Origin of the sequence: Blastococcus sp. CCUG 61487 (genome assembly GCF_005222955.1) — a bacterium.
GTDB lineage: Bacteria > Actinomycetota > Actinomycetes > Mycobacteriales > Geodermatophilaceae > Blastococcus.
This window is the reverse complement of the sequence record NZ_LWUA01000268.1, coordinates 23,895-45,648: the sequence shown is the minus strand read 5'-3', so window position 1 is coordinate 45,648 and position 21,754 is coordinate 23,895. Positions and strand designations below refer to the sequence as shown.

Annotated in this window: 24 protein-coding genes; 18 read left to right on the top strand and 6 right to left on the bottom strand. The window is 72.3% G+C overall.

Annotated elements, in window-relative coordinates; genetic code table 11:
- The first annotated feature begins 66 nt into the window (after window positions 1–66).
- The 12 genes from A6V29_RS17655 (at window position 67) to A6V29_RS17600 (ending at window position 9,002) form a co-directional block, all read left to right on the top strand.
- The gene (locus A6V29_RS17655; RefSeq protein WP_137161520.1) at window positions 67–522 is read left to right on the top strand and encodes a Cg1360 family ATP-synthase-associated protein; all 456 of its coding nucleotides are present in this window, start codon (window positions 67–69) and stop codon (window positions 520–522) included.
- A 125-nt stretch (window positions 523–647) separates the two neighbouring features.
- A complete protein-coding gene (locus tag A6V29_RS17650) occupies window positions 648–893 on the top strand; it encodes a hypothetical protein (protein WP_249933317.1) in 246 nt (81 codons plus the stop codon).
- Window positions 890–1,717, top strand: coding sequence for a F0F1 ATP synthase subunit A (gene atpB, locus A6V29_RS17645; RefSeq protein WP_137161518.1), 828 nt, complete (start codon window positions 890–892; stop codon window positions 1,715–1,717). Before A6V29_RS17650 ends, atpB begins: the two co-directional genes overlap by 4 nt.
- Window positions 1,718–1,820: 103 nt before the next feature.
- Window positions 1,821–2,051 (top strand): ATP synthase F0 subunit C, encoded by a 231-nt coding sequence (atpE, locus tag A6V29_RS17640; RefSeq protein WP_212719555.1) that lies wholly within the window; start codon window positions 1,821–1,823, stop codon window positions 2,049–2,051.
- Between the two features lie 53 nt (window positions 2,052–2,104).
- Window positions 2,105–2,674, top strand: a complete 570-nt coding sequence (locus A6V29_RS17635) for a F0F1 ATP synthase subunit B (protein WP_137161517.1) — start codon at window positions 2,105–2,107, stop codon at window positions 2,672–2,674.
- The gene (locus A6V29_RS17630; protein WP_137161516.1) at window positions 2,674–3,495 is read left to right on the top strand and encodes a F0F1 ATP synthase subunit delta; all 822 of its coding nucleotides are present in this window, start codon (window positions 2,674–2,676) and stop codon (window positions 3,493–3,495) included. The genes A6V29_RS17635 and A6V29_RS17630 overlap by 1 nt, the downstream gene beginning before the upstream one ends.
- Window positions 3,496–3,540: 45 nt before the next feature.
- On the top strand, window positions 3,541–5,178 hold the full coding sequence (gene atpA / locus A6V29_RS17625; protein ID WP_137161515.1) for a F0F1 ATP synthase subunit alpha: 1,638 nt from the start codon (window positions 3,541–3,543) through the stop codon (window positions 5,176–5,178).
- 4 nt (window positions 5,179–5,182) lie between these two features.
- Window positions 5,183–6,157, top strand: coding sequence for a F0F1 ATP synthase subunit gamma (locus A6V29_RS17620; protein WP_137161514.1), 975 nt, complete (start codon window positions 5,183–5,185; stop codon window positions 6,155–6,157).
- A 55-nt stretch (window positions 6,158–6,212) separates the two neighbouring features.
- On the top strand, window positions 6,213–7,658 hold the full coding sequence (atpD, locus tag A6V29_RS17615; RefSeq protein ID WP_137161513.1) for a F0F1 ATP synthase subunit beta: 1,446 nt from the start codon (window positions 6,213–6,215) through the stop codon (window positions 7,656–7,658).
- A gap of 229 nt (window positions 7,659–7,887) precedes the next feature.
- Window positions 7,888–8,073: a hypothetical protein gene (locus tag A6V29_RS17610; RefSeq protein ID WP_137161512.1), complete on the top strand. Its 186-nt coding sequence runs from the start codon at window positions 7,888–7,890 to the stop codon at window positions 8,071–8,073.
- A gap of 100 nt (window positions 8,074–8,173) precedes the next feature.
- The gene (locus A6V29_RS17605; RefSeq protein ID WP_137161511.1) at window positions 8,174–8,563 is read left to right on the top strand and encodes a F0F1 ATP synthase subunit epsilon; all 390 of its coding nucleotides are present in this window, start codon (window positions 8,174–8,176) and stop codon (window positions 8,561–8,563) included.
- Between the two features lie 37 nt (window positions 8,564–8,600).
- Entirely contained in the window at window positions 8,601–9,002 is a 402-nt protein-coding gene (locus A6V29_RS17600; RefSeq protein ID WP_137161510.1) for a DUF2550 domain-containing protein, read from the top strand.
- A gap of 67 nt (window positions 9,003–9,069) precedes the next feature.
- Here A6V29_RS17600 and A6V29_RS17595 read toward each other — a convergent pair whose 3' ends face one another.
- Complete coding sequence (locus A6V29_RS17595) at window positions 9,070–9,657, bottom strand: cob(I)yrinic acid a,c-diamide adenosyltransferase (protein WP_137161509.1); 588 nt, start codon at window positions 9,655–9,657, stop codon at window positions 9,070–9,072.
- A 22-nt stretch (window positions 9,658–9,679) separates the two neighbouring features.
- On the opposite strand from A6V29_RS17595, the gene murA reads away from it, so the two are divergent.
- Window positions 9,680–10,954, top strand: coding sequence for a UDP-N-acetylglucosamine 1-carboxyvinyltransferase (gene murA / locus A6V29_RS17590; RefSeq protein WP_137161508.1), 1,275 nt, complete (start codon window positions 9,680–9,682; stop codon window positions 10,952–10,954).
- Here the strand turns inward: murA and A6V29_RS17585 are convergent.
- On the bottom strand, window positions 10,951–11,259 hold the full coding sequence (locus tag A6V29_RS17585) for a hypothetical protein (RefSeq protein WP_137161507.1): 309 nt from the start codon (window positions 11,257–11,259) through the stop codon (window positions 10,951–10,953). The genes murA and A6V29_RS17585 overlap by 4 nt on opposite strands.
- A gap of 104 nt (window positions 11,260–11,363) precedes the next feature.
- Here A6V29_RS17585 and A6V29_RS17580 point away from each other — a divergent pair, with 104 nt between their 5' ends.
- Both A6V29_RS17580 and A6V29_RS17575 read left to right on the top strand, forming a co-directional pair.
- Entirely contained in the window at window positions 11,364–13,382 is a 2,019-nt protein-coding gene (locus A6V29_RS17580) for an ethylmalonyl-CoA mutase (protein ID WP_137161506.1), read from the top strand.
- A gap of 18 nt (window positions 13,383–13,400) precedes the next feature.
- Window positions 13,401–14,171 carry an enoyl-CoA hydratase-related protein gene (locus tag A6V29_RS17575; RefSeq protein ID WP_137161505.1) on the top strand — a complete coding sequence of 257 codons (771 nt, stop codon included), beginning with the start codon at window positions 13,401–13,403 and terminating at the stop codon, window positions 14,169–14,171.
- A gap of 30 nt (window positions 14,172–14,201) precedes the next feature.
- Here the strand turns inward: A6V29_RS17575 and A6V29_RS17570 are convergent, their stop codons facing one another.
- Window positions 14,202–15,068, bottom strand: a complete 867-nt coding sequence (locus A6V29_RS17570; RefSeq protein ID WP_137161504.1) for a hypothetical protein — start codon at window positions 15,066–15,068, stop codon at window positions 14,202–14,204.
- A 55-nt stretch (window positions 15,069–15,123) separates the two neighbouring features.
- On the opposite strand from A6V29_RS17570, the gene nucS reads away from it, so the two are divergent.
- The 3 genes from nucS to A6V29_RS17555 all read left to right on the top strand — a co-directional run bounded on the left by nucS (window position 15,124) and on the right by A6V29_RS17555 (window position 17,929).
- Window positions 15,124–15,795, top strand: coding sequence for an endonuclease NucS (nucS, locus tag A6V29_RS17565; protein WP_137161503.1), 672 nt, complete (start codon window positions 15,124–15,126; stop codon window positions 15,793–15,795).
- Between the two features lie 73 nt (window positions 15,796–15,868).
- Window positions 15,869–17,620 (top strand): 3-hydroxyacyl-CoA dehydrogenase family protein, encoded by a 1,752-nt coding sequence (locus tag A6V29_RS17560; protein WP_137161502.1) that lies wholly within the window; start codon window positions 15,869–15,871, stop codon window positions 17,618–17,620.
- A 3-nt stretch (window positions 17,621–17,623) separates the two neighbouring features.
- Window positions 17,624–17,929, top strand: a complete 306-nt coding sequence (locus A6V29_RS17555) for an Rv1322 family protein (RefSeq protein ID WP_137161501.1) — start codon at window positions 17,624–17,626, stop codon at window positions 17,927–17,929.
- On the opposite strand, the gene A6V29_RS21075 is transcribed toward A6V29_RS17555, so the two are convergent.
- The 3 genes from A6V29_RS21075 to ccrA form a co-directional block, all read right to left on the bottom strand.
- Window positions 17,926–19,143 (bottom strand): class F sortase, encoded by a 1,218-nt coding sequence (locus A6V29_RS21075; protein ID WP_170977939.1) that lies wholly within the window; start codon window positions 19,141–19,143, stop codon window positions 17,926–17,928. The genes A6V29_RS17555 and A6V29_RS21075 overlap by 4 nt on opposite strands.
- A gap of 20 nt (window positions 19,144–19,163) precedes the next feature.
- On the bottom strand, window positions 19,164–20,273 hold the full coding sequence (locus A6V29_RS17540) for a coiled-coil domain-containing protein (RefSeq protein WP_137161500.1): 1,110 nt from the start codon (window positions 20,271–20,273) through the stop codon (window positions 19,164–19,166).
- A 149-nt stretch (window positions 20,274–20,422) separates the two neighbouring features.
- Window positions 20,423–21,754, bottom strand: coding sequence for a crotonyl-CoA carboxylase/reductase (gene ccrA / locus A6V29_RS17535; protein WP_137161499.1), 1,332 nt, complete (start codon window positions 21,752–21,754; stop codon window positions 20,423–20,425).

Below are 21,754 nucleotides of genomic sequence, written 5' to 3'. Positions count from 1 at the left end.
GGCCGCTCCGGCCGAGGCCGAGGCCGAGGTGCAGCCGGCGGCGGGCGTCGCGCGGCAGGTGCTCCGGTGAGCGCGGCCGGCGGGGGCCCGGACCGGACGGAGACACCCTGGGACGTCTCGTTCCTCCGGGTGGGGGCGCTCGCGACCGCCGCGGTCACCGCCGTGGCCGCGCCCGTCACGGCCCTGGTGGCGGGGTGGGACGCCGCTGCGGGGGTGCTGGCCGGCGCCGTGATCGTCACCGCCTTCTTCGTCGTCTCCGGGCTGGTGGTCGCCTGGGCGGGCCGGATCGGGGACACCCTGACGCTGCCGGCCGCGCTGCTCGCGTTCCTCGTCAAGGCGACGGTGCTCTTCGGGGTGCTGCAGGCGCTGCCCGAGGACGGCTGGCCGGACCGCCGGGCGCTCGCCTGGTCGGTGGTCGTCGGCGCGCTGCTGTGGAGCGTCGTGCAGCTCCGGTGGGTCTGGACCCGCCAGCTGTACTACGTCCCGCCCCCGCCGCCCCCCGGCACGGGGAGCGGGCGCTGACCCGTACCCGGATCAGCCCCGGTGGGCGGCTGATAGTGTCCGTCCCGATGGCCGAGGACATGCCCGGGGACGGGGGTGCCCGATCGCGCCCGACACACCGGCCTCGTCAGCCCAGTGGTGCTGACATGGGCTGGGGAGTCACCGGGACCTTGCTGTCCGGGATGGCCGTGTGGGGCGGGGTCGGCTGGTTGCTCGACCAGTGGTGGGACACGCGCGTGTTCTTCCCGGTCGGCGTCATCCTCGGCATCGCGGTGGCGATCTACGTGGTCGTCGTCAAGTACGGAGCCGTCGATCCACACCCCGGGTCGCGGAGCAGCCACACCCCGGGCGGGCGAGGTAGCCGGTCCAGGACGCAGAAGGGACAACGGTGACCTCCAGCGCCCACGCGCTCGGCGACGTCCTCGCCGCGGCGAGCGGCTCCGGTGACGGCTTCACGCCCCCCGGCATCGGGGAGTTCTTCCCCAAGGTGCTCTGGAGCCCCTCGATCCTCGGCATCGAGTTCGAGATCACCCGGATCACGCTGCTGCTCTGGATCGCGACCTTCGCGGTGGTCGCCTTCCTGATCGCGACGGTGCGCAACCCGCAGATCGTGCCGGGCAAGATGCAGTTCCTGGGCGAGTCGGGTTACTCGTTCGTACGGGACGGCATCGCCCGCGACGTGGTGGGCCCGAAGGGGCTCCCGTTCGCGCCGTTCCTCGCCGCGCTCTTCTTCTTCATCCTCGCGAACAACCTGATGGCGATCATCCCGTTCGCCCAGATCTCGCCGATGTCGAAGTTCGCCTTCCCGCTGGTCCTGGCCCTGATCTGCTGGGCCGTCTACATCGCGGTGGGCATCAAGAACCAGGGCCTGTGGCCGTACTTCCGCGACATCATGTTCCTGCCCGGCGTCCCCAAGCCGATGTACGTCCTCATCACGCCGCTGGAGCTGCTGCAGAACTTCGTCGTCCGGCCCTTCACGCTGGCGATCCGACTCTTCGCCAACCTGTTCGCCGGCCACATGCTGCTGGTGACGTTCTCCCTCGGCGCGGTGTACCTGCTGCAGGTGGGCAACTTCTCCGCCGTCTTCGGACCGATCTCCGCGCTGATGGCGATCGCGATGACGTTCTTCGAACTGCTGGTCATCTTCCTGCAGGCCTACGTCTTCACGATGCTGATGGGGACCTACCTCAACGGCTCGGTCGAGGCCGCGCACTGACCTGACCCGGTGGCCTCCGCGGCCGCCCCTCGTACTGCACCACCGCACCACCCGCCAGCCGCCCGGTGACCGCCGGGCGACGACACAGGAGGAACACCCCGCAATGATCGAGGTTCTCGCAGAGCTCCAGGGCAGCATCGGTTCGGTCGGCTACGGCATCGCCACGATCGGCCCGGGCATCGGTGTCGGTCTGGTGTGGGCCGCCTACATCCAGGCGACCGCCCGTCAGCCGGAGTCCGCCGGCCTGACCCGTACCTACGCCTTCCTGGGCTTCGCCCTCGCCGAGGCGCTGGCCCTCATCGGCTTCGTCGCCCCCCTCGTCTACGGCACCTGAGTCGTCCGCATCCCGCGTGACGACCACCGATTCCAGACAGGGACGTTGAGAGCATGAACATCCTGGCCGCGGAACAGAGCGTCCTGGTACCGCCCGTCGGCGAGATCATCATCGGCCTGATCGCCTTCGCGATCGTGCTGTTCGTGGTGGTCAAGTTCGTCGCACCCCGCTTCGAGCAGGTCTTCCAGGCCCGCCGCGAGGCGATCGAGGGCGGCATCGAGCGCGCGGAGGTCATGCAGGCCGAGGCGAAGGCTGCGCTCGAGCAGTACCGCGCCCAGCTCGCCGAGGCGCGCGAGGAGGCGGCGCAGATCCGCGACGCCGCGCGCGCCGAGGGGCAGCAGATCCTCGAGGAGCTGCGCGCCCAGGCGCAGGAGGAGTCGGCTCGCATCGTCGCCCGCGGCGAGGAGCAGCTGGCCACCCAGCGCCAGCAGATCGTCCAGGAGCTGCGCGGGCAGATCGGCACGCTGGCGGTCGACCTGGCCGGCCGGGTGGTCGGCGAGTCGCTGGCCGACGACGCCCGTCGCAGCGGCACCGTCGACCGCTTCCTCGCGGAGCTCGACGGCATGTCCGCGGCCGGCAACGGCCAGGGCGGGGCGGTCCCCGCGGGCGAGAGCAACCGCTGATGGAGGCCTCGACCAGGTCGGCGACGATCCAGGTGCGCGAGCGCCTGGAGGAGCTGACCCGTCCTGCGGCCACCGGGCCGGAGCTGCTGGCGCTCGCCGACGAGCTGTTCGCCGTCGCGCGGGTGCTGGACGACCAGCTCTCCCTGCGCCGGGCGATGGCCGACCCCTCGCGCAAGCCCGAGGAGCGGGCCCAGCTCGTGCGCCGGCTGTTCGAGGGGAAGCTCTCCTCGACGGCGCTGGACCTCGTCGAGACGATCGCGCGGCAGCGGTGGTCCTACCCGATCGACCTGGTCGACGCGGCGGTCACCGTGGCCACGGAGGCGTCCCTGGACGCCGCCGACCAGCGCGGCGAGCTCGACGCGGTGGAGGACGAGCTCTTCCGGTTCGGGCGCATCGTCGCCGCCGACCAGGAGCTCGCCCGCATCCTCAGCGACAGGTCGGCCCCCACCGAGGGCAAGCGTGCGCTGCTCGACCAGCTCCTCGCCGGCCGGGTCAGCCCGGTCACCGAGCAGTTGCTGCGCAACGTGCTCACCGCGTCGAACGTCGGGCAGGCGGAGAACGCCATCGAGCGGCTCTCCGAGGTGGCCAGCCGCCGTCGCGGCCGCTCGGTCGCCCACGTGACGTCGGCGGCGCCGCTGACCGGCGCGCAGGAGCAGCGCCTGACCGAGGTGCTCACCCGGATCTACGGCCGCCCGATCGGGCTGCAGGTGACCGTCGACCCCGCCGTCCTGGGCGGCCTGGTCGTCCAGGTGGGCGACGAGGTCATCGACGGCAGCATCGCCCATCGGCTGGAAGCCGCCCGCCGGCGGCTGGCCGGCTGATCGACTCGCACTCATCGACAACCCGCAGGGAAGAGGACCAGAGACATGGCCGAGCTGACGATCTCCGCAGACGAGATCCGCAGTGCCATCCAGAACTACGTCACCGAGTACCGCCCCGACGTCTCCCGCGAGGAGGTCGGGCGGGTCACCGAGGCCGGTGACGGGATCGCCCGGGTCGAGGGTCTCCCCTCGGTCATGACCAACGAGCTGCTCGAGTTCGAGAGCGGCGTCCGCGGGCTGGCCCTGAACCTCGACGTCCGCGAGGTCGGTGTCGTGGTCCTGGGTGACTTCGCCGGGATCGAGGAGGGCCAGCAGGTCCGCCGCACCGGGGAGGTCCTCTCGGTCCCCGTCGGCGACGGCTACCTCGGCCGCGTCGTCGACCCGCTGGGCAACGCCATCGACGGCGGTGGCGCCATCGAGACCACCGGTCGCCGCGCGCTGGAGCTGCAGGCGCCGACGGTGGTCCAGCGCCAGTCGGTGCACGAGCCGCTGCAGACGGGCATCAAGGCCATCGACGCCATGACCCCGATCGGCCGCGGCCAGCGCCAGCTCATCATCGGCGACCGCCAGACCGGCAAGACCGCGATCGCGATCGACACGATCATCAACCAGAAGCAGGCCTGGGCGACCGGTGACCCGGCGCAGCAGGTCCGCTGCATCTACGTCGCCGTCGGCCAGAAGGGCTCGACGATCGCGGCGATCCGCTCCTCCCTCGAGGAGGCCGGCGCGATGGAGTACACGACCATCGTCGCCGCCCCCGCCTCGGAGGCCGCGGGCTTCAAGTACATCGCCCCCTACACCGGCTCGGCCATCGGCCAGCACTGGATGTACGAGGGCAAGCACGTCCTGATCGTGTTCGACGACCTGTCCAAGCAGGCCGAGGCCTACCGCGCGGTGTCGCTGCTGCTGCGCCGTCCGCCGGGCCGCGAGGCCTACCCCGGCGACGTCTTCTACCTGCACTCCCGGCTGCTGGAGCGCTGCGCGAAGCTGTCGGACGACATGGGTGCCGGCTCGATGACCGGGCTGCCCCTGGTCGAGACCAAGGGCAACGACGTGTCGGCGTACATCCCGACCAACGTCATCTCGATCACCGACGGGCAGATCTTCCTCGAGACCGGTCTGTTCAACTCCGGTGTCCGGCCCGCGATCAACGTCGGCATCTCGGTGTCCCGGGTCGGTGGCTCCGCGCAGATCAAGGCGATGAAGTCCGTCGCCGGCCGGCTGCGCCTGGACCTCGCCCAGTTCCGCGAGCTGGAGGCCTTCGCCTCGTTCAGCTCCGACCTCGACGCCTCCAGCCGCGCCACGCTGGAGCGCGGGCAGCGCCTGGTGGAGCTGCTCAAGCAGGGCCAGTACTCGCCGTTCCCGGTGGAGCGCCAGGTCGTCTCGCTGTGGCTGGGCACCACCGGGAAGCTCGACCGCGTGCCGGTCGGCGACGTCCGCCGGTTCGAGGCGGAGTTCCTGGACTTCGTCGGCCGTGGTGACAACGGCATCTACGACGGGATCCGGCAGACCAAGGCGCTCGGCGACGACGCGGTCTCCGCACTCGAGCGGGCCGTGGAGAGCTTCTACGGCCAGTTCACGACGTCCGAGGGCGAGTCGCTCCAGCTGAACGAGCCCGAGGCCGAGGCCATGGACGCCTCGGAGCGCGGCCAGGAGACCGTCCAGGTCAAGAAGAAGGCCTGACCCGATGGCTGCCTCGCTCCGCGCGCTGCGGCGCCGCATCCGCTCCACGCAGTCGACGAAGAAGATCTTCTCGGCGCAGGAGCTGATCGCCGGTGCCCGCATCGTGCGCGCCCAGGCCCGGGTGGAGGCGTCCAAGCCCTACGCCCGGGAGATCACCCGCGTGCTGTCGGCGCTGGCCTCGTCGGCGTCGCTGGACCACCCGCTGCTCACCGAGCGGGAGAACCCGCGCCGGGCGGCGGTCCTGGTGATCACCTCCGACCGCGGCTTCGCCGGCTCGTACAACGTGAACGTGCTGCGCCGCACCGAGGAACTGCTCTCCCTGCTGCGGCAGGAGGGCAAGGAGCCGGTGCTGTACGTCGTCGGCCGGAAGGGGGAGACCTACTACTCCTTCCGCGACCGCCCGATGGAGCAGACCTTCACCGGCTTCTCCGAGCAGCCCGGGTACGTCGACGCCCAGGAGGTCGGTCGCGTGCTCATCGACGTCTTCACCGCCGGGGAGGACGACGACGAGGACGGCGCCGGGGCCGACGGCATCCAGGGCGTGGACGAGCTGCACATCGTCTACACCGAGTTCCGGTCGCTGCTCTCGCAGGTCCCGGTCGCCAAGCGGATGGCTCCGCTGGAGGTCGAGGAGGTCGAGGAGTTCGACTACGAGCGCGAGGCGCGGGAGTCGGGTCAGGCTCCTGCCGACAACGCCATCGCGCCGTCCTACGAGTTCGAGCCCTCGGCCGAGGGCCTGCTCGACGCGTTGCTGCCGAAGTACGTCACCACGCGGATCTACGCGGCGATGCTCGAGGCTGCGGCCTCGGAGTCGGCGTCGCGGCGCCGAGCGATGAAGTCGGCCTCGGACAACGCCGAGGAGCTGGCGAAGAACCTGTCCCGGCAGGCGAACCAGGCCCGTCAGGCGGAGATCACGCAGGAGATCAGCGAGATCGTCGGCGGTGCCGACGCGCTGGTCTCGGCCAACGCGGGCGACTGACCCGCCCCCCACGACACCCACCAAGCACAAGCCCGAGGGCAGGAGAGCAGTACAGATGACCGTCACCGAGGACCGTCCGACCACCTCGCAGACGCAGGCCGCCGGCCGTGTCGTGCGGGTCACCGGGCCGGTCGTCGACGTCGAGTTCCCGCGCGACGCGATGCCCGACCTGTTCAACGCCCTGAACGTCGACGTCACTCTCGCCGACCTCAGCAAGAAGCTCACCCTCGAGGTCGCCCAGCACCTGGGTGAGGGGATCGTCCGCACCATCTCGATGCAGCCGACCGACGGCCTGGTCCGTGGTGCGGAGGTCATCGACAGCGGCCGCCCGATCAGCGTGCCCGTCGGCGACGTCACCAAGGGCCACGTCTGGAACGCCCTCGGGGAGTGCCTCGACACCCCCGGCCACGGCTCGGACGCACCGCACTGGTCGATCCACCGGAACGCGCCGCGGTTCGACCAGCTCGAGGGCCGCACCGAGATGCTGGAGACCGGCATCAAGGTCATCGACCTGCTCACCCCCTACGTGGCGGGCGGGAAGATCGGCCTGTTCGGCGGCGCCGGCGTCGGCAAGACGGTGCTCATCCAGGAGATGATCCGCCGGGTCGCCCAGGAGTTCGGTGGTGTGTCCGTGTTCGCCGGAGTCGGCGAGCGCACCCGCGAGGGCAACGACCTCATCACCGAGATGACCGAGTCCGGCGTCATCGAGGCCACCGCGCTGGTCTTCGGCCAGATGGACGAGCCGCCGGGCACCCGTCTGCGGGTCGCGCTCTCGGCGCTCACCATGGCCGAGTACTTCCGCGACGAGCAGAACCAGGACGTGCTGCTCTTCATCGACAACATCTTCCGGTTCACCCAGGCCGGGTCCGAGGTCTCCACGCTGCTGGGCCGCATGCCCTCGGCCGTGGGGTACCAGCCGACCCTGGCCGACGAGATGGGCGAGCTGCAGGAGCGGATCACCTCGACCCGTGGCCGGTCGATCACCTCGATGCAGGCGATCTACGTGCCCGCCGACGACATCACCGACCCCGCGCCGCACACCACGTTCGCCCACCTGGACGCGACGACGGTGCTCTCCCGGCCGATCTCGGAGAAGGGCATCTACCCGGCCGTGGACCCGCTGGACTCCACCAGCCGGATCCTCGACGCCCAGTACATCGGCCAGGAGCACTACGACATCGCCCAGACGGTGAAGCGGGTGCTGCAGCGCTACCAGGAGCTGCAGGACATCATCGCCATCCTCGGCATCGACGAGCTCGGTGAAGAGGACAAGGTGACCGTGAACCGGGCCCGCCGTGTCGAGCGCTTCCTGTCGCAGAACATGTTCGTGGCCGAGGCGTTCACCGGGCAGCCGGGTTCGTTCGTGCCGCTGTCGGAGACGCTCCAGGCGTTCAAGGCCATCACCGACGGCGAGTACGACCACGTGCCCGAGCAGGCCTTCTTCATGTGCGGTGGCCTCGAGGACCTCGAGCGCAACGCCGACAAGCTGAAGAAGCAGTAAAAGGACCCCGCTGCCCCCCACGCTTCGCAAGCTCAGCGCGGGTCCCTGCAGCGGGGCCGACCAGTAGCTCACGTCGACGGCCGGGTCTCCCTCCGGGGAGGCCCGGCCGTCGGCGTTCGTGTCACCCGACCGTGTGTTTCTCAGGTCACAGCCTGCAGAGGTCGGCCGCCCGTGCCGACCATCTCAGGAGTGCGTCCGATCGGCGGACGCCGTCCCTGGGGTCCGCCACGTGGATGCGAACGCGACGCTGCACCGGCAACCTGCCGAGGAGCAGGTCTGGACCTGGCCGCCGCACGGTCCGGAGCCGCTCACCGCTCCGCCGTTCGACCTCGGCGAGTGGGCGCCGGCCTCCACCGTGCGCCACCCGTGGGTGCGGGTGGGCCGTTTCACCCTGCTGTACCGCCGCGCCGCCTGAGAGAAGGACCACCCTTCCCCCCACGCGTCCGAGCCCGCCAGGACCGGGGCGGAGGCGTCCTTATACAGTGGGGCGTCCGTCCGTGGATCCGAGGAGTGTCGTGGCGACCCTGCAGGTCGAGTTGGTGGCAGTCGAGCGCAAGATCTGGTCCGGCGAGGCGACGATGGTCATCGCCCGCACGACCGAGGGCGAGCTCGGCGTCATGCCCGGCCACGCGCCGCTGCTCGGTGAACTCGCCGCCGGTGGCGTCGTCACGATTCGCACGGAGTCCGGTGAGGACCTCGTCGTCGCCGCGCACGGCGGTTTCCTGTCGGTGACCGAGAACGGCGTGTCGATCCTCGCCGAGACGGCGGAGATCTCCACCGAGATCGACGTCGAGCGCGCCCGCGAGGCGCTGCGCCGGGCCGAGTCCGCGGACGACGACGCCGAGGCCGTGGCCGCGGCCCGGCGGGCGCAGTCCCGGCTGCGCGCCGCCGGCGAGACCGCCTGACCCGTCCGGCTCACCCCGCAGCGACCAGGACCGCCCCGTGACGACCGCGCTCCTGGTCCTCGCCGGGCTGGTGCTCGTCCTGGTCGCGGTCGTCTTCCTGCTCCGCCGACGGTTCCTGCTCTCCGGGCTGGGGGCGGTCACGATGTGGCTGCGCACGCCCGGCGCCTCCCGCTGGTCGGTGGGGGTCGCCTGGTACGGCGGGGACGCGCTGCTCTGGTACCGGGCGCTCTCCCTGTCCGTGCGCCCGACGCACCGGCTGGGTCGGTCGGAGTTCGCCGTCACAGGTCAGCGGGCGGCCGGCCGCGACGACCTGCCGCTCCCGGACGACGTCGTCGTCCTGTCGTGCTCCACGGCCGAGGGGCCCCGCGAGCTGGCCATGGACCCCTCGACCGTCACCGGTTTCCTCTCCTGGGTGGAGAGCGCCCCGCCGGTCCGCTAGGAGAAGGACCACCCTTCCCCCCACGCCTCGCACGCTCGGCGCGGGCCCCTGAAGGGCGGCCGTTCCATCACTGTCGAGAGCCGGGCTCCCAGAGGATGTCGCCGCCGGGGTTGGCGACCCGCGCGAGGATGAACAGCAGGTCGGAGAGCCGGTTGAGGTAGCGCGCGGTCTCGTCGTTGGTGCGACCGCTCTGCCCGTCCGCCTCGTCCGCCGCCAGCAGCGCCCACACGCTGCGCTCGGCCCGCCGGGCGACCACCCGGGCCTGGTGCAGCAGCGCGGCGAGCGGGGTGCCGCCCGGGAGGATGAAGCTGTTGAGCTTGGTCAGCGTCTCGTTGTACTCGTCGCAGAGGGCCTCGAGCCGCTCGGTGTAGGCCGGGGTGATCCGCAGCGGCGGGTACTCCGGGTCGGGCGTGACCGGCGTGCATAGGTCGGCGCCGACGTCGAAGAGGTCGTTCTGGATGCCGCGCAGCAGATCGGCGAGCCCGGGCTCGGGGGAGCCCAGCGCCAGGGCCGTCCCGAGGACGCTGTTGGTCTCGTCCACGTCGGCGTAGGCGACGAGCCGCGGGTCGGTCTTGGACACCCGGCTCATGTCGCCGAGGTGGGTCTGCCCGGCGTCGCCGGTCTTCGTGTAGATGCGCGTCAGCCGGACCGTCATGCCGGAAGCCTAGGCTGACCCGGTGGAGTGCTTCGAGGTGTCGGGCGGAACCGCCCTGTCGGGGCGGGTCCGGGTCACCGGGGCCAAGAACAGCGCGCTGAAGCTCATGGCCGCGGCGCTGCTGTCACCGGGCCGGAGCACGATCGACGAGGTCCCCGACATCCTCGACGTCACGATCATGAGCGAGGTGCTGCGCCGGCTGGGCTGCGGCGTCGAGTACGCGCCGTCGGAGGGCGGGGGCGGCAGGCTGGTCGTCGACGTGCCGGAGCAGCCCTCCACCGAGACCGACTACGACCTGGTCCGCCGCATGCGAGCGTCGATCAGCGTGCTGGGGCCGCTGGTGGCGCGCTGCGGCAGCGCCCGCGTCGCCCTGCCCGGTGGTGACGCCATCGGTTCGCGCGGCCTGGACATGCACATCGCGGGGCTCGAGCGGCTGGGCGCCACGATCATCAGCGAGCACGGCTTCCTCGTCGCCACCGCGCCCCGGCTGACCGGCACCTCGATCTGGCTGGACTTCCCCTCGGTCGGCGCCACCGAGAACCTGCTGATGGCCGCCGTGCTGGCGCGGGGGACCACGGTGATCGACAACGCCGCGCGCGAGCCGGAGATCGTGGATCTCTGCGCGATGCTCACCGCGATGGGCGCGAGCATCGACGGCGCGGGCACCTCGACGCTCACGGTCGACGGCGTCGACGAGCTCCGGCCCGTCACGTTCAGCACCGTCCCCGACCGGATCGTCGCCGGCACCTGGGCGATCGGCGCGGTCATGACCCGCGGCGACGTCGTCATCGAGCGGGCCGTCGCCACCCACCTCCGGGTGGTGCTGGACAAGCTCGCCGACGCCGGCGCCACGGTCGAGGTGCTGCCCGAGGGCCTGCGGGTCGCGATGAGCGAGCGGCCGCGCGGGGTCGACGTCGTCACCCTGCCCTTCCCCGGGTTCCCGACCGACCTGCAGCCGATGGCCGTCGCGCTGGCCGCCGTGTCCACGGGGACGGCGCTGATCACCGAGAACGTCTTCGAGGGCCGGTTCATGTTCGTCAACGAGCTGGTGCGGCTCGGTGCCGACGTGCGCATCGACGGCCACCACGCCGTCGTCCGCGGCCGGGAACGGCTCTCCAGCGCGCCCGTGGTGGCCACCGACATCCGGGCGGGCGCGGGTCTGGTCCTGGCCGGGCTGGTCGCCGACGGGGTCACCGAGGTGCAGGAGGTGCACCACGTCGACCGCGGCTACCCCCGCTTCGTCGAGCAGCTGCGCGGACTGGGCGTGCAGGTGGAGCGGACCCGCCGGCCCGACTAACCCCCGAAGCCGGCGGCGAGGGTGCCGGCGCGGGCGGCGTCGTCCGGGAAGACGAGCACGTCGGTCCGCCGCGAGGGGTGGGTGCGCTGCGTCGAGCGGATCCCGGCATCGGAGAGCACCGCCCGCAGCGCGCGGGCCGTCTCCGGCGACGACACCGTCGCGACCGGCACCAGCAGTCCGTCGTCGGAGCGTTCCGCCGGAGGGGTGCCGCGGCCGTACCCGGGCCCGAAGGCCCAGCGGGTCAGCAGCGCCAGTCCGGCGAGGACGACGGCGACGACCAGGATCGGCCCGAGCCCTCCGCTCACGGCTTCCTCCCCGACGGGGTCCTTAGCGCGTTCGAGTGTGCCACCGGTCATGTCACCCCGGCGGAGGCAACGCCTCCCCTGGCCCGGCCCTAGACTCCGCGGTTATGCCGTTCCCATCGAACCCGTCGGAGCGCGACCGTCCCTGGGTCATGCGCACCTACGCCGGCCACTCCTCGCCGGCCGAGTCCAACGCCCTGTACCGGCGCAACCTCGCCAAGGGGCAGACGGGCCTCTCGGTGGCGTTCGACCTGCCGACGCAGACGGGCTACGACCCCGACGACGAGCTGGCCGTCGGCGAGGTCGGCAAGGTCGGTGTCCCGGTCACCCACATCGGGGACATGCGGGCCCTGTTCGACGGCATCCCGCTCGACGAGATGAACACGTCGATGACGATCAACGCCACCGCGATGTGGCTGCTCGCGCTCTACCAGGCGGTCGCCGAGGAGCACGGGCACGACGTCAGCAAGCTCGCCGGGACGACGCAGAACGACATCATCAAGGAGTACCTGTCGCGGGGCACCTACGTGTTCCCGCCGGCGCCCTCGATGCGGCTGATCACCGACATGGTCGCCTACACGGTGACGGCCATGCCGAAGTGGAACCCGACCAACATCTGCAGCTACCACCTGCAGGAGGCCGGGGCGACGCCGGAGCAGGAGATCGCCTACGCCCTCTCCACCGCGATCGCCGTCCTCGACTCGGTGCGCGACTCCGGCCAGGTGCCGCAGGAGAAGTTCGGCGAGGTCGTCGCGCGCATCTCATTCTTCGTCAACGCGGGCGTCCGCTTCGTCGAGGAGATGTGCAAGATGCGCGCCTTCACCCAGCTCTGGGACGAGCTGACGAAGGAGCGCTACGGCGTGCAGGACCCCAAGCACCGCCGGTTCCGCTACGGCGTGCAGGTCAACTCCCTCGGGCTGACCGAGGCGCAGCCGGAGAACAACGTCCAGCGCATCGTGCTGGAGATGCTCGCCGTCACCCTGTCCCGCGACGCCCGTGCCCGCGCCGTGCAGCTGCCGGCCTGGAACGAGGCGCTGGGCCTGCCCCGGCCGTGGGACCAGCAGTGGTCGCTGCGGCTGCAGCAGGTGCTGGCCTACGAGACCGACCTGCTCGAGTACGAGGACCTGTTCACCGGGTCGGTCGTGGTCGAGAAGAAGGTGGCCGACCTGATCGAGGGCGCGCGCGCCGAGATGGCGCGGGTGGAGGAGATGGGTGGCGCCGTGGCCGCCGTCGAGTCCGGCTACATGAAGGGCCAGCTCGTGGCCTCGCTGGCCGAGCGGCGCCGCAAGATGGAGAGCGGCGAGGACGTCGTCGTCGGGGTCAACAAGTTCGAGACCACCGAGCCCAACCCGCTCACCGCCGACCTGGACACCGCGATCATGACCGTGGATCCCGCGGTGGAGCAGGCCGCCCAGGAGGCGGTGAAGAAGTGGCGCGCCGAGCGTGACCAGGCGAAGGCGGACGCGGCCCTCGAGCGGCTGCGCCGAGCCGCAGGGACCGACGAGAACCTCATGGAGGCCACCCTCGACTGCGCCCGTGCCGGGGTGACGACGGGGGAGTGGGCCGGGGTGCTGCGCGAGGTCTTCGGCGAGTACCGGGCGCCCACCGGGGTCGCCGCGGCGACCGGGGGCGGCGAGGCCGACCAGACCCTCGTCGAGATCCGCGACCGCGTCCGGTTCACCGGTGAGGAGCTCGGGGGCCGCCTGCGGTTCCTGGTCGGCAAGCCCGGCCTCGACGGGCACTCCAACGGCGCCGAGCAGATCGCCGTGCGGGCCCGCGACGCCGGGTTCGAGGTCATCTACCAGGGCATCCGCCTGACGCCGTCGCAGATCGTCTCGGCGGCCGTCGAGGAGGACGTGCACGTCGTCGGGCTGTCGGTGCTCTCCGGCTCGCACCTGCAGGTGGTGCCGGCGGTCCTCGACGGGCTGAAGCAGGCCGGCCTGGACGACGTCCCCGTGGTCGTCGGCGGGATCATCCCCGACAGCGACGCGCGCCGGCTGCGCGAGCTCGGCGTCGCCCGTGTCTTCACGCCCAAGGACTTCGGGCTGACCGACATCATGGGCACGGTGGTCGACGTGATCCGCGAGGCCAACGGCCTCTCGGAGCAGGTGCCGCAGCCGGCCTGAGGTCGGTAGCGTCGGCCCATGGCTGACGGCGCACCCCGGGTAGAGCGCGACGGCGACGTCGTCCGCATCACGATGGCACGGCCGCAGCGCCGCAACGCGCTCTCCCGCGAGCACCTGACCCAGCTGCTGGCCGCGGTCACCGAGGCCGGGCGGACCGACGTGGCGGGCATCGTGCTGGGTGGGGAGGGCCCGGTGTTCAGCGCAGGCCACGACTTCGCCGACGTCTCCGGCAGGCCGTTGCCCGAGGTGCGCAGCCTGCTGCGGCTGTGCACCGAGCTGATGCAGACGATCCAGGACGTGCCGCAGGTCGTCATCGCCCGTGTCCACGCGCTGGCCACCGCGGCGGGCTGCCAGCTGGTCGCCTCCTGCGACCTGGCGGTCGCGGCGGAGTCGGCCGGCTTCGCCGCGCCCGGCGGCAAGGGCGGCTGGTTCTGCCACACCCCGATGGTGGCGATCGCGCGGAACGTCGGACGGAAGCGGGCGATGGAGCTGGCGCTCACCGGCGACGTGATCGACGCGCGGACGGCGCTGGACTGGGGCCTGGTGAACCGGGTGGTGCCCGACGACCAGCTAGACGACGCCGTCGACGACCTCATGGCCCGGGCGACCCGCGGCTCGCGGGCGAGCAAGGCCTGGGGCAAGCAGACGATGTACGCCCAGCTCGACCGACCGGAGCGCGACGCCTACGCGACGGCGATCGAGGTCATGGCCGCGGCGAGCCAGCTCCCGGGAGCGCGTGAGGGGATGGCGTCGTTCCTGGAGAAGCGCCCACCCGTCTGGCCGGACTGATGCTCGAGCCGAGTCCGACCGCCCGTCGGGTCAGCCGGTCAGGTCGCCGCAGGTCGCCTCGTCCGGGAGCAGCGGCCGGAAGGTGACCGACCACGTCGTCCCGTCGGCCGCCTCCCACCGGGTGAGCTCGTTCGCCCGGTCGGCCGCCGTGCGCACCGCCGTCGCCTCCTCGCCGGTGGCCACCAGGCAGTGCACGTCCGGCCCGATCGGCTCGCCGGGCAGCGGCGGCCCGGGCCAGCGCTGTGCCCCTCCGTACTCGAGTCCGGACCCGTCGTCCTCGGGCGCGGTCCAGGGCCGGACGACCGCGGCGATCGCCGCCGGCTCGTAGACCTCGGGGGAGCCGTCGTAGGGCTGCGCGACCTCCACGAGCTCGTCGAGGAAGGACTGCAGGTCCGCGCGGGCGGCGCGCTGGATCTCGGTGAGCCCCTCGCCGTCGGCGCCCTCGGCGAGCGCGTAGACCTCGCGCACGAACCGCTGCTCGGCGGTGACCAGCGTGAAGCGGGTGGTGGGAACGTCGGCCAGCGGCGGTGATCCGAGGTCGCCCGTGTCGCCCACCCCCGCTTCGAGCGCCCGGTCCACGAGCGCCTGCACCTGCTCGACGGGCACCTGGCGCACCTGCAGGTTCGGCCAGGCGAACCCGGGATAGATCGCCGCGACCGGCCCCAGCCCGAACACGCGACCGTCGGCGTACACGCTGACCACGGGCAGCCGGGCGGCGTCGGCGCCGGGCGGGGTGTAGCCGCCGACCTGCTGCACCCGGAGCACCAGCGCTCCCGGGTCGTCGGAAGGCGTCGCCGGGGGCTCGACGCGCAGCGGCCCGGGTGGCTCCGCGCACGCGGCCAGGCCGCACAGCAGCAGGAGGACCGCGGTGGTCCGGATGGTCCGCAGGGTCGCCATGCCCCTAGGACGTCGCACCGCGGCCCTCGGTTCCGAGCAGGTACCGTCGGCGCCCGTGCGCCTGGTGATCGCTCGTTGCTCCGTCGACTACGTCGGGCGGCTGACCGCCCACCTGCCGATGGCCACCCGGCTGCTGCTGGTCAAGGCCGACGGGTCGGTGTCCATCCACGCCGACGACCGCGCCTACAAGCCGTTGAACTGGATGACGCCGCCCTGCACGCTCAAGGACGACCTCGTCGACGGCACCGGCACCTGGACCGTCACCAACAAGGCCGGCGAGCAGCTGATCATCACGATCGACGAGGTCCACCACGACCACTCCCACGATCTGGGAGTCGACCCGGGCCTGCAGAAGGACGGCGTGGAGGCGGAGCTGCAGCGGCTGCTCGCGCTGCACGTGGAGACCTTCGGCGCCGGCTGGTCGCTCGTGCGCCGCGAGTACCCGACCGCCATCGGGCCGGTCGACCTGCTGTGCCGGGACGCGTCCGGTACGACCGTCGCGGTGGAGATCAAGCGTCGCGGGGAGATCGACGGCGTGGAGCAGCTGACCCGCTACCTCGAACTGCTCAACCGCGATCCGCTGCTGGCGCCGGTCAAGGGCGTGTTCGCCGCGCAGGAGATCAAGCCGCAGGCCCGGGTGCTGGCGCAGGATCGCGGCATCGACTGCGTGACCGTCGACTACGCCGTCCTCAAGGGCACCGACGACCCGTCCCAGCGCCTCTTCTGAGCCACCCTGCGAGTCCGGCCACCGGAGGGTGAGAGACTCACCGGCGATCACCGACGGTGGAGGAGATGGCAGCGTGGCCAGGGAATTGAACGAGGTCGGCGTCGTGGGGCTGGGCACCGCTGGTGCCGGCATCGCGGAGGTACTGGCCCAGGCGGGCCTGTCGGTCACGGCGGTCGAGGTCAGCGACGAGGCCGTCGCTCGCGCCCGCGCGGCGATCGAGCGGTCCGCCGGTGAGGAGAAGGACGCCGTCCTCGGCCGGATCCGCTTCACCACGTCGCTGGACGACCTCGCCGCGGCCGAGCTGGTCGTCGAGGCGGTGCCCGAGCGCGCGGAGCTGAAGGCCGGCATCCTCGCGCAGCTCGACAAGGTCTGCGGCCCGGACACCGTGCTCGCGACCAACACCTCGAGCCTCTCGGTCACCGAGCTCGCGGTGGCGACCGGCCGGCCGGGCAAGGTGGTCGGCCTGCACTTCGCCACCCCGGCGAAGGACGCCCAGCTGGTTCAGGTCGTGCGCACCGCCATCGCGGACGCCGCCGCCGTCGAGGACGCGCAGGCGCTGGCCGAGCGGCTCGGCAAGGTCCAGGTGACGGTCGGCGATGAGCCCGGCTTCATCGTCGACGCGCTGCTGTTCGGCTACCTCAACCACGCGGTCTCGATGTTCGAGAACAAGTACGCCAGCCGCGAGGACATCGACGCCGCCATGCGCTTCGGCTGCGGCCTGCCCAAGGGCCCGCTGCAGGTCGTGGACGAGATCGGCGTCGACACCACCTACGACGTGCTGGACGCGCTGCACCGGAAGTCGGGCAAGCGGCTGCACGCCCCGAGCCCCGTCCTCAAGCAGATGACGACCGCGGGCGTCCTGGGCCAGAAGTCCGGCCGCGGCTTCTACACCTACGCCGAGGCCGGCTCGGCCGAGGTCGTCGCCGACGCCTCGACGCCCACGCCCGGCGGGGCCGCCGAGGGCGCGCGCCCGGTCCAGACCGTCGGCGTCGTCGGCTCCGGCACCATGGCGACCGGCATCATCGAGGTCGTCGCCAAGGGCGGTTACGACGTCACCTTCATCGCGCGGTCCGACGAGAAGGTCGCCAACGTCGAGAAGGCCCTGGCCAAGTCCCTGGACAAGCAGGTGCAGCGCGGCCGGCTCGAGGAGTCGGTGCGCGACGAGGTCCTCGGCCGCGTGAAGGGCGCCACCTCGGTGGAGGCGCTGTCCGACGTCGACCTGGTCATCGAGGCCGTCGTCGAGTCGCTGCCGGTCAAGGAGGCGCTCTTCGCCGACCTCGGCCGGATCGCCAAGGCCGGCGCGGTGCTCGCCACGACGACGTCGAGCCTGCCGGTCATCAAGTGCGCGCAGGCCAGCGGCCGCCCGGCCGACGTCGTCGGCATGCACTTCTTCAACCCCGCCCAGGTCATGAAGCTGGTTGAGGTGGTCTCCACCGTCTCCACCGCTCCCGACGTGGCCGCCACCGTGCACGCGGTCTCGGCGAAGCTGAAGAAGGTCGCGGTGTCGTGCAACGACCGCGCGGGCTTCATCGTCAACGCGCTGCTCTTCCCGTACCTGAACGACGCGGTGAGCATGCTCGAGGCGCACTACGCCTCCGCCGCCGACATCGACACCGCCGTGAAGGCGGGGCTGGGCTACCCGATGGGGCCGTTCGAGCTGCTCGACGTCGTCGGCAACGACGTGTCGCTGGCCATCGAGCAGGAGCTGCACACCGAGTTCCGCGACCCGGCCCTGGCGCCCGCGCCGCTGCTCGAGCACCTGGTCACCGCCGGGTACCTCGGTCGCAAGACCGGTCGCGGCTTCTGGGACTACAGCAGCCGCTGACGGGTGCCTCGACGCCGTCCCCGCGCCGGCTCACGACCTGGTGGTCGCGAGCCGGCGCGGCGCGTCGAGACGGTCGAGGAGGCCGGTGACGGCGACTGGGTCGTGCGCACGCTCACCGGTTCCGGCGCGACCAAGACCTACCGCTGTCCCGGCTGCGACCAGGAGATCCGCCCGGGGACGCCGCACCTGGTGACCTGGCCGGCCTACGCCCGCGACTCCGACCTCGACCCCTGGGACACCGAGTCCGCGGCGGACTGGCGGCGGCACTGGCACGCCACCTGCTGGCGGGCGCGCGACCGCCGTCGCTAACCGAGACGGGCGAACACCACGACGTTGTCGGCGTAGCTGCCGGTCGCCCGATCGAACCGCCCGCCGCAGGTGATCAGCCGCAGCTCGGCTCCCGGGACCGGTCCGTACACGTCCCCGGTCGGGAAGGCGGTCTTCGGCACCTGCGCCACGCGGGTGACCGTGAACCGCACGCTCGTCCCGTCGGCCCGGTCGACCACGACCTCGTCGCCCGGCGCTGCTCCCGCCAGCCCGTGCAGCACCGCCGGCAGCCCGCCCCAGTCGACGTGCCCGGTGAGCACCGCCGGCCCGCGCTCACCCGGGGCCGGTCCGCCCGCGTACCAGCCGGCCAGCTCCGGCGCGGCCGGGACCGCCAGGTCGCCGCCGGCGCCGAGCCCGGTGGGTGCCACCGACGCGTCGATGCCGACCGCGGGCATCCGCAGCCGCACCGGGACCGCCGGCGCCGCGGCGAGCGGCACGGCGGGCACGGCACCTTCCGCAGTCGACGCGGAGGACGGCAGGCCACCACCGGCTTCGACGCCCCCGACGGGCACCCTCGCCGGCGCGGCGGCGTCGACGACCGGCTGCACCGTGAGCCCTCCGTCCGGAGCGTCCACCACCAGGAGGCTGACGACGGTCCCGGCCTCGAGATCGAGCGACACGGTGGTGTCGGTACCACCTCCGGCGAGCCGCAGCGTCAGCGGCCCGGCGTCGACGAGGACGTGGTCACCGGCGCCGGGGAAGGCCAGGTCGGCGGCCAGCAGGGGGCCGTCGTCGACCGCCACGTCGACGACGGGTGCGCCGGCGGCGGCCGCCACGACCCGGACCCGTGCGGTGGCGGCTCCGGCGGGTGCCGGCTCGTCGGTCAGCTCGGTCAGGGCCAGGTCGGCGAACGGACCCGAGAGCGCCAGGGTGCGGACGCCGCCGGCCGGCAGCTGGACGCGGGTGGACAGCGCCGGAGACGTGTCTGCTGGGCTGCCCGCGGGACGGACGCTGACCGCGTAGGCGCCGGCGGCGAGCTCGAGGTACTCGCCGACGTCGCCGTACTGCAGTGCGGTGGCGACGTCGGGCCCCGGGTCCGCGGCCGGTCCCGACGCCGGTGCCGGCGTGAGCGCGACGTCGACGGCAGGTGTGTCGGGGGAGAGGTGCGCGATCCGCAGCCGCCCCGGCTCGTCGGCTGCCGCCGTTCCCTGACCGAGCAGGAGCGCGGCGACCACCGCCAGGAGCAGGGTGGTCACCCCGCGCCGGGCAGCTCCCCTCAGGAGCGGCCCCGCCCGGTGGGCTGGTCGATGGCCTGCGTGGCGGGACCGCCGGCGGGAGCCGCGGTCGCACCCGCAGGCTCCTGGCCACCCTGCCGGGAGGGGAGCGGCAGCTGGCGCGTCGGCGTGGCCTCGGCCCGGGCGGGCGGTGCGGCCTGGGCGGCCGGCTGGGGAGCAGGCTCCTGGCCGGACTGCGCCGCCGCGGGCTGCGTCGTCTCCGGCTTCTGGGTCGTCTCGGGCTTCTGCGTCGCCTCCGCCGCGGGCTGGGGGCGCTCGCTCTCGCCGGACTCGGCGGCCTCCTCCGACTCCGGACGATCGGTGAGGTCGGGGAGCCCGTCCAGCAGGCGACGGGCCGCCACCAGCCGGGAGGTGAGCTCGTCGCGGACGCCGCGGATCGCCTCGGCCTTCGCCTCGCCCTCGGCGATGAGCTGGGCGGCGTGCTGCTCCGCGGCGGCGATCCGCTGCCGGGCGGCCTGGGTGGAGACGCGCTCGCGCTCCTCCTCGACCCGGGCGGCCTCCGCGCGGCGGGCGCGCTGGGCGATGTCGAAGTCCTCCTCGACCTTCGCCCGGCGGGCCTGCGACTCCGCGTCCAGGCGGGCGACCCGCTCCTGGGCCTTGGCCACGAGCTCGTCGGCGCGCTGCTGCGCCTTCTGCATGATCTGGTCGGCGTTCTGCCGGGCCTCGGCGATCATCCGCTCGACCTCGGCCTGCCCGGCGGCGTGCCGCTCGAGCAGCGCGCGCTCCTCGGCGGCGGTCTGCTCGCGCACGGCCTGCGCCTCGACCTCGGCGGCCTTGCGGATCTCGCCGGCCTCCTCCTCGGCGAGCTGCAGCATGTGCTGGATGCGCTCGCTGATGTTCTCGAAGGTCGGCGCGGAGGCGGTGGCGGCCTTGCGGCGCAGCGCCTCGATCTCGTTGTGCATCGCCGAGAGCTGACCGGCCAGGTCCGCCGAGCGGGCGACGGCGGCGTCGCGGTCGGCGAGCGCGATGCGGAAGTCGGCCTCCAGCCGCTCGATCGTGTCGGCGACCTGGCTGCGGTCGTAGCCGCGCAGCACCACGTCGAACGAGTGCTGGGCCTCGTGCATCGGCAGATCGTGGCGGGGGTCGCTCATGCGGCACATCTTCGCAGACGCCGGAACGGCGCGTCAGCGTGTCGGGTGCGACCGTTCCCAACCGCCACGACCGCCACTGGCGTGACCCGGAACGGCCGAGGGCCCGACTCCCTGGGGAGCCGGGCCCTCGACGGGCTGCAGGGTCTCGACTAGACCCCGCGGAAGCGGTTGATCGCCTCGAGGTGCTTCTCGCGCTTCTCGGCGTCCTTGACGCCGAGCCCCTCCTCGGGGGCCAGCGTCAGCACGCCGACCTTGCCCTGGTGGGCGTTCTTGTGGACGTCGAGGGCGGCCTGCCCGACCTCCTCGATCGGGTAGACCTTCGACAGCGTCGGGTGGATGAGGCCCTTGTCGATGAGCCGGTTGGCCTCCCACGCCTCCTTGTAGTTCGCGAAGTGCGAGCTCAGGATCTTCTTCAGGTTCATCCAGAGGTACCGGTTGTCGTACTGGTGCATGTACCCGCTGGTCGAGGCGCAGGTGACGATCGTGCCGCCCTTCTTGGCGACGTAGACGCTCGCGCCGAAGGTCTCCCGGCCGGGGTGCTCGAAGACGATGTCGACGTCCTCGCCGCCGGTCAGCTCACGGATCTTCTTGCCGAAGCGCTGCCACTCCTTGGGGTCCTGGGTGTTCTCGTCCTTCCAGAACTTGTATCCCTCGGCGGAGCGGTCGATGACCAGCTCGGCGCCCATCCGCCGGACGATCTCGGCCTTCTCCGGGCTGCTGACGACGCAGACCGGGATGGCGCCGCCGTTGAGCGCCATCTGGGTCGCGTAGGAGCCCAGGCCGCCGGAGGCGCCCCAGATCAGGACCGTGTCGCCCTGCTTCATGTTGGCGCCGTTCTTGCTCACCAGCTGCCGGTAGGCGGTGGAGTTGACCAGCCCGGGCGCCGCGGCCTCCTCCCAGGAGAGGTGGGCGGGCTTGGGCATGAGCTGGTTGCTCTTGACCAGCGCCAGGTCGGCGAGGCCGCCGAAGTTGGTCTCGAAGCCCCAGATCCGCTGCTGCGGGTCCATCATCGTGTCGTCGTGGCCGGCCGGGTCCTCGAGCTCCACCGAGAGGCAGTGCGCGACGACCTCGTCGCCCGGCTTCCACTTGTTGACACCCGGGCCCACGCGCAGCACGACGCCGGCGAGGTCGGAGCCCACCACGTGGTAGGGCAGGTCGTGGCGCTTGGTCAGCTCCGAGAGGCGGCCGTAGCGCTCGAGGAAGCCGAAGGTCGAGACCGGCTCGAAGATCGACGTCCAGACGGTGTTGTAGTTCACCGACGACGCCATGACGGCGACGATCGCCTCACCGGGGCCCAGCTCCGGGGTGGCGACCTCCTGCACGTGCAGCGACTTGCGGGGGTCCTTGTCCCTGGTGGCCACCCCCTCGAACATGTCCTGCTCGTCCTTGCGCACCACCACGGCGCGGTAGGACTCCGGCACAGCCAGGCCCCCCAGCGCGTCCAGCTGGTCGGCGAGGATGGCGTCCCTGATCTCGTTCAC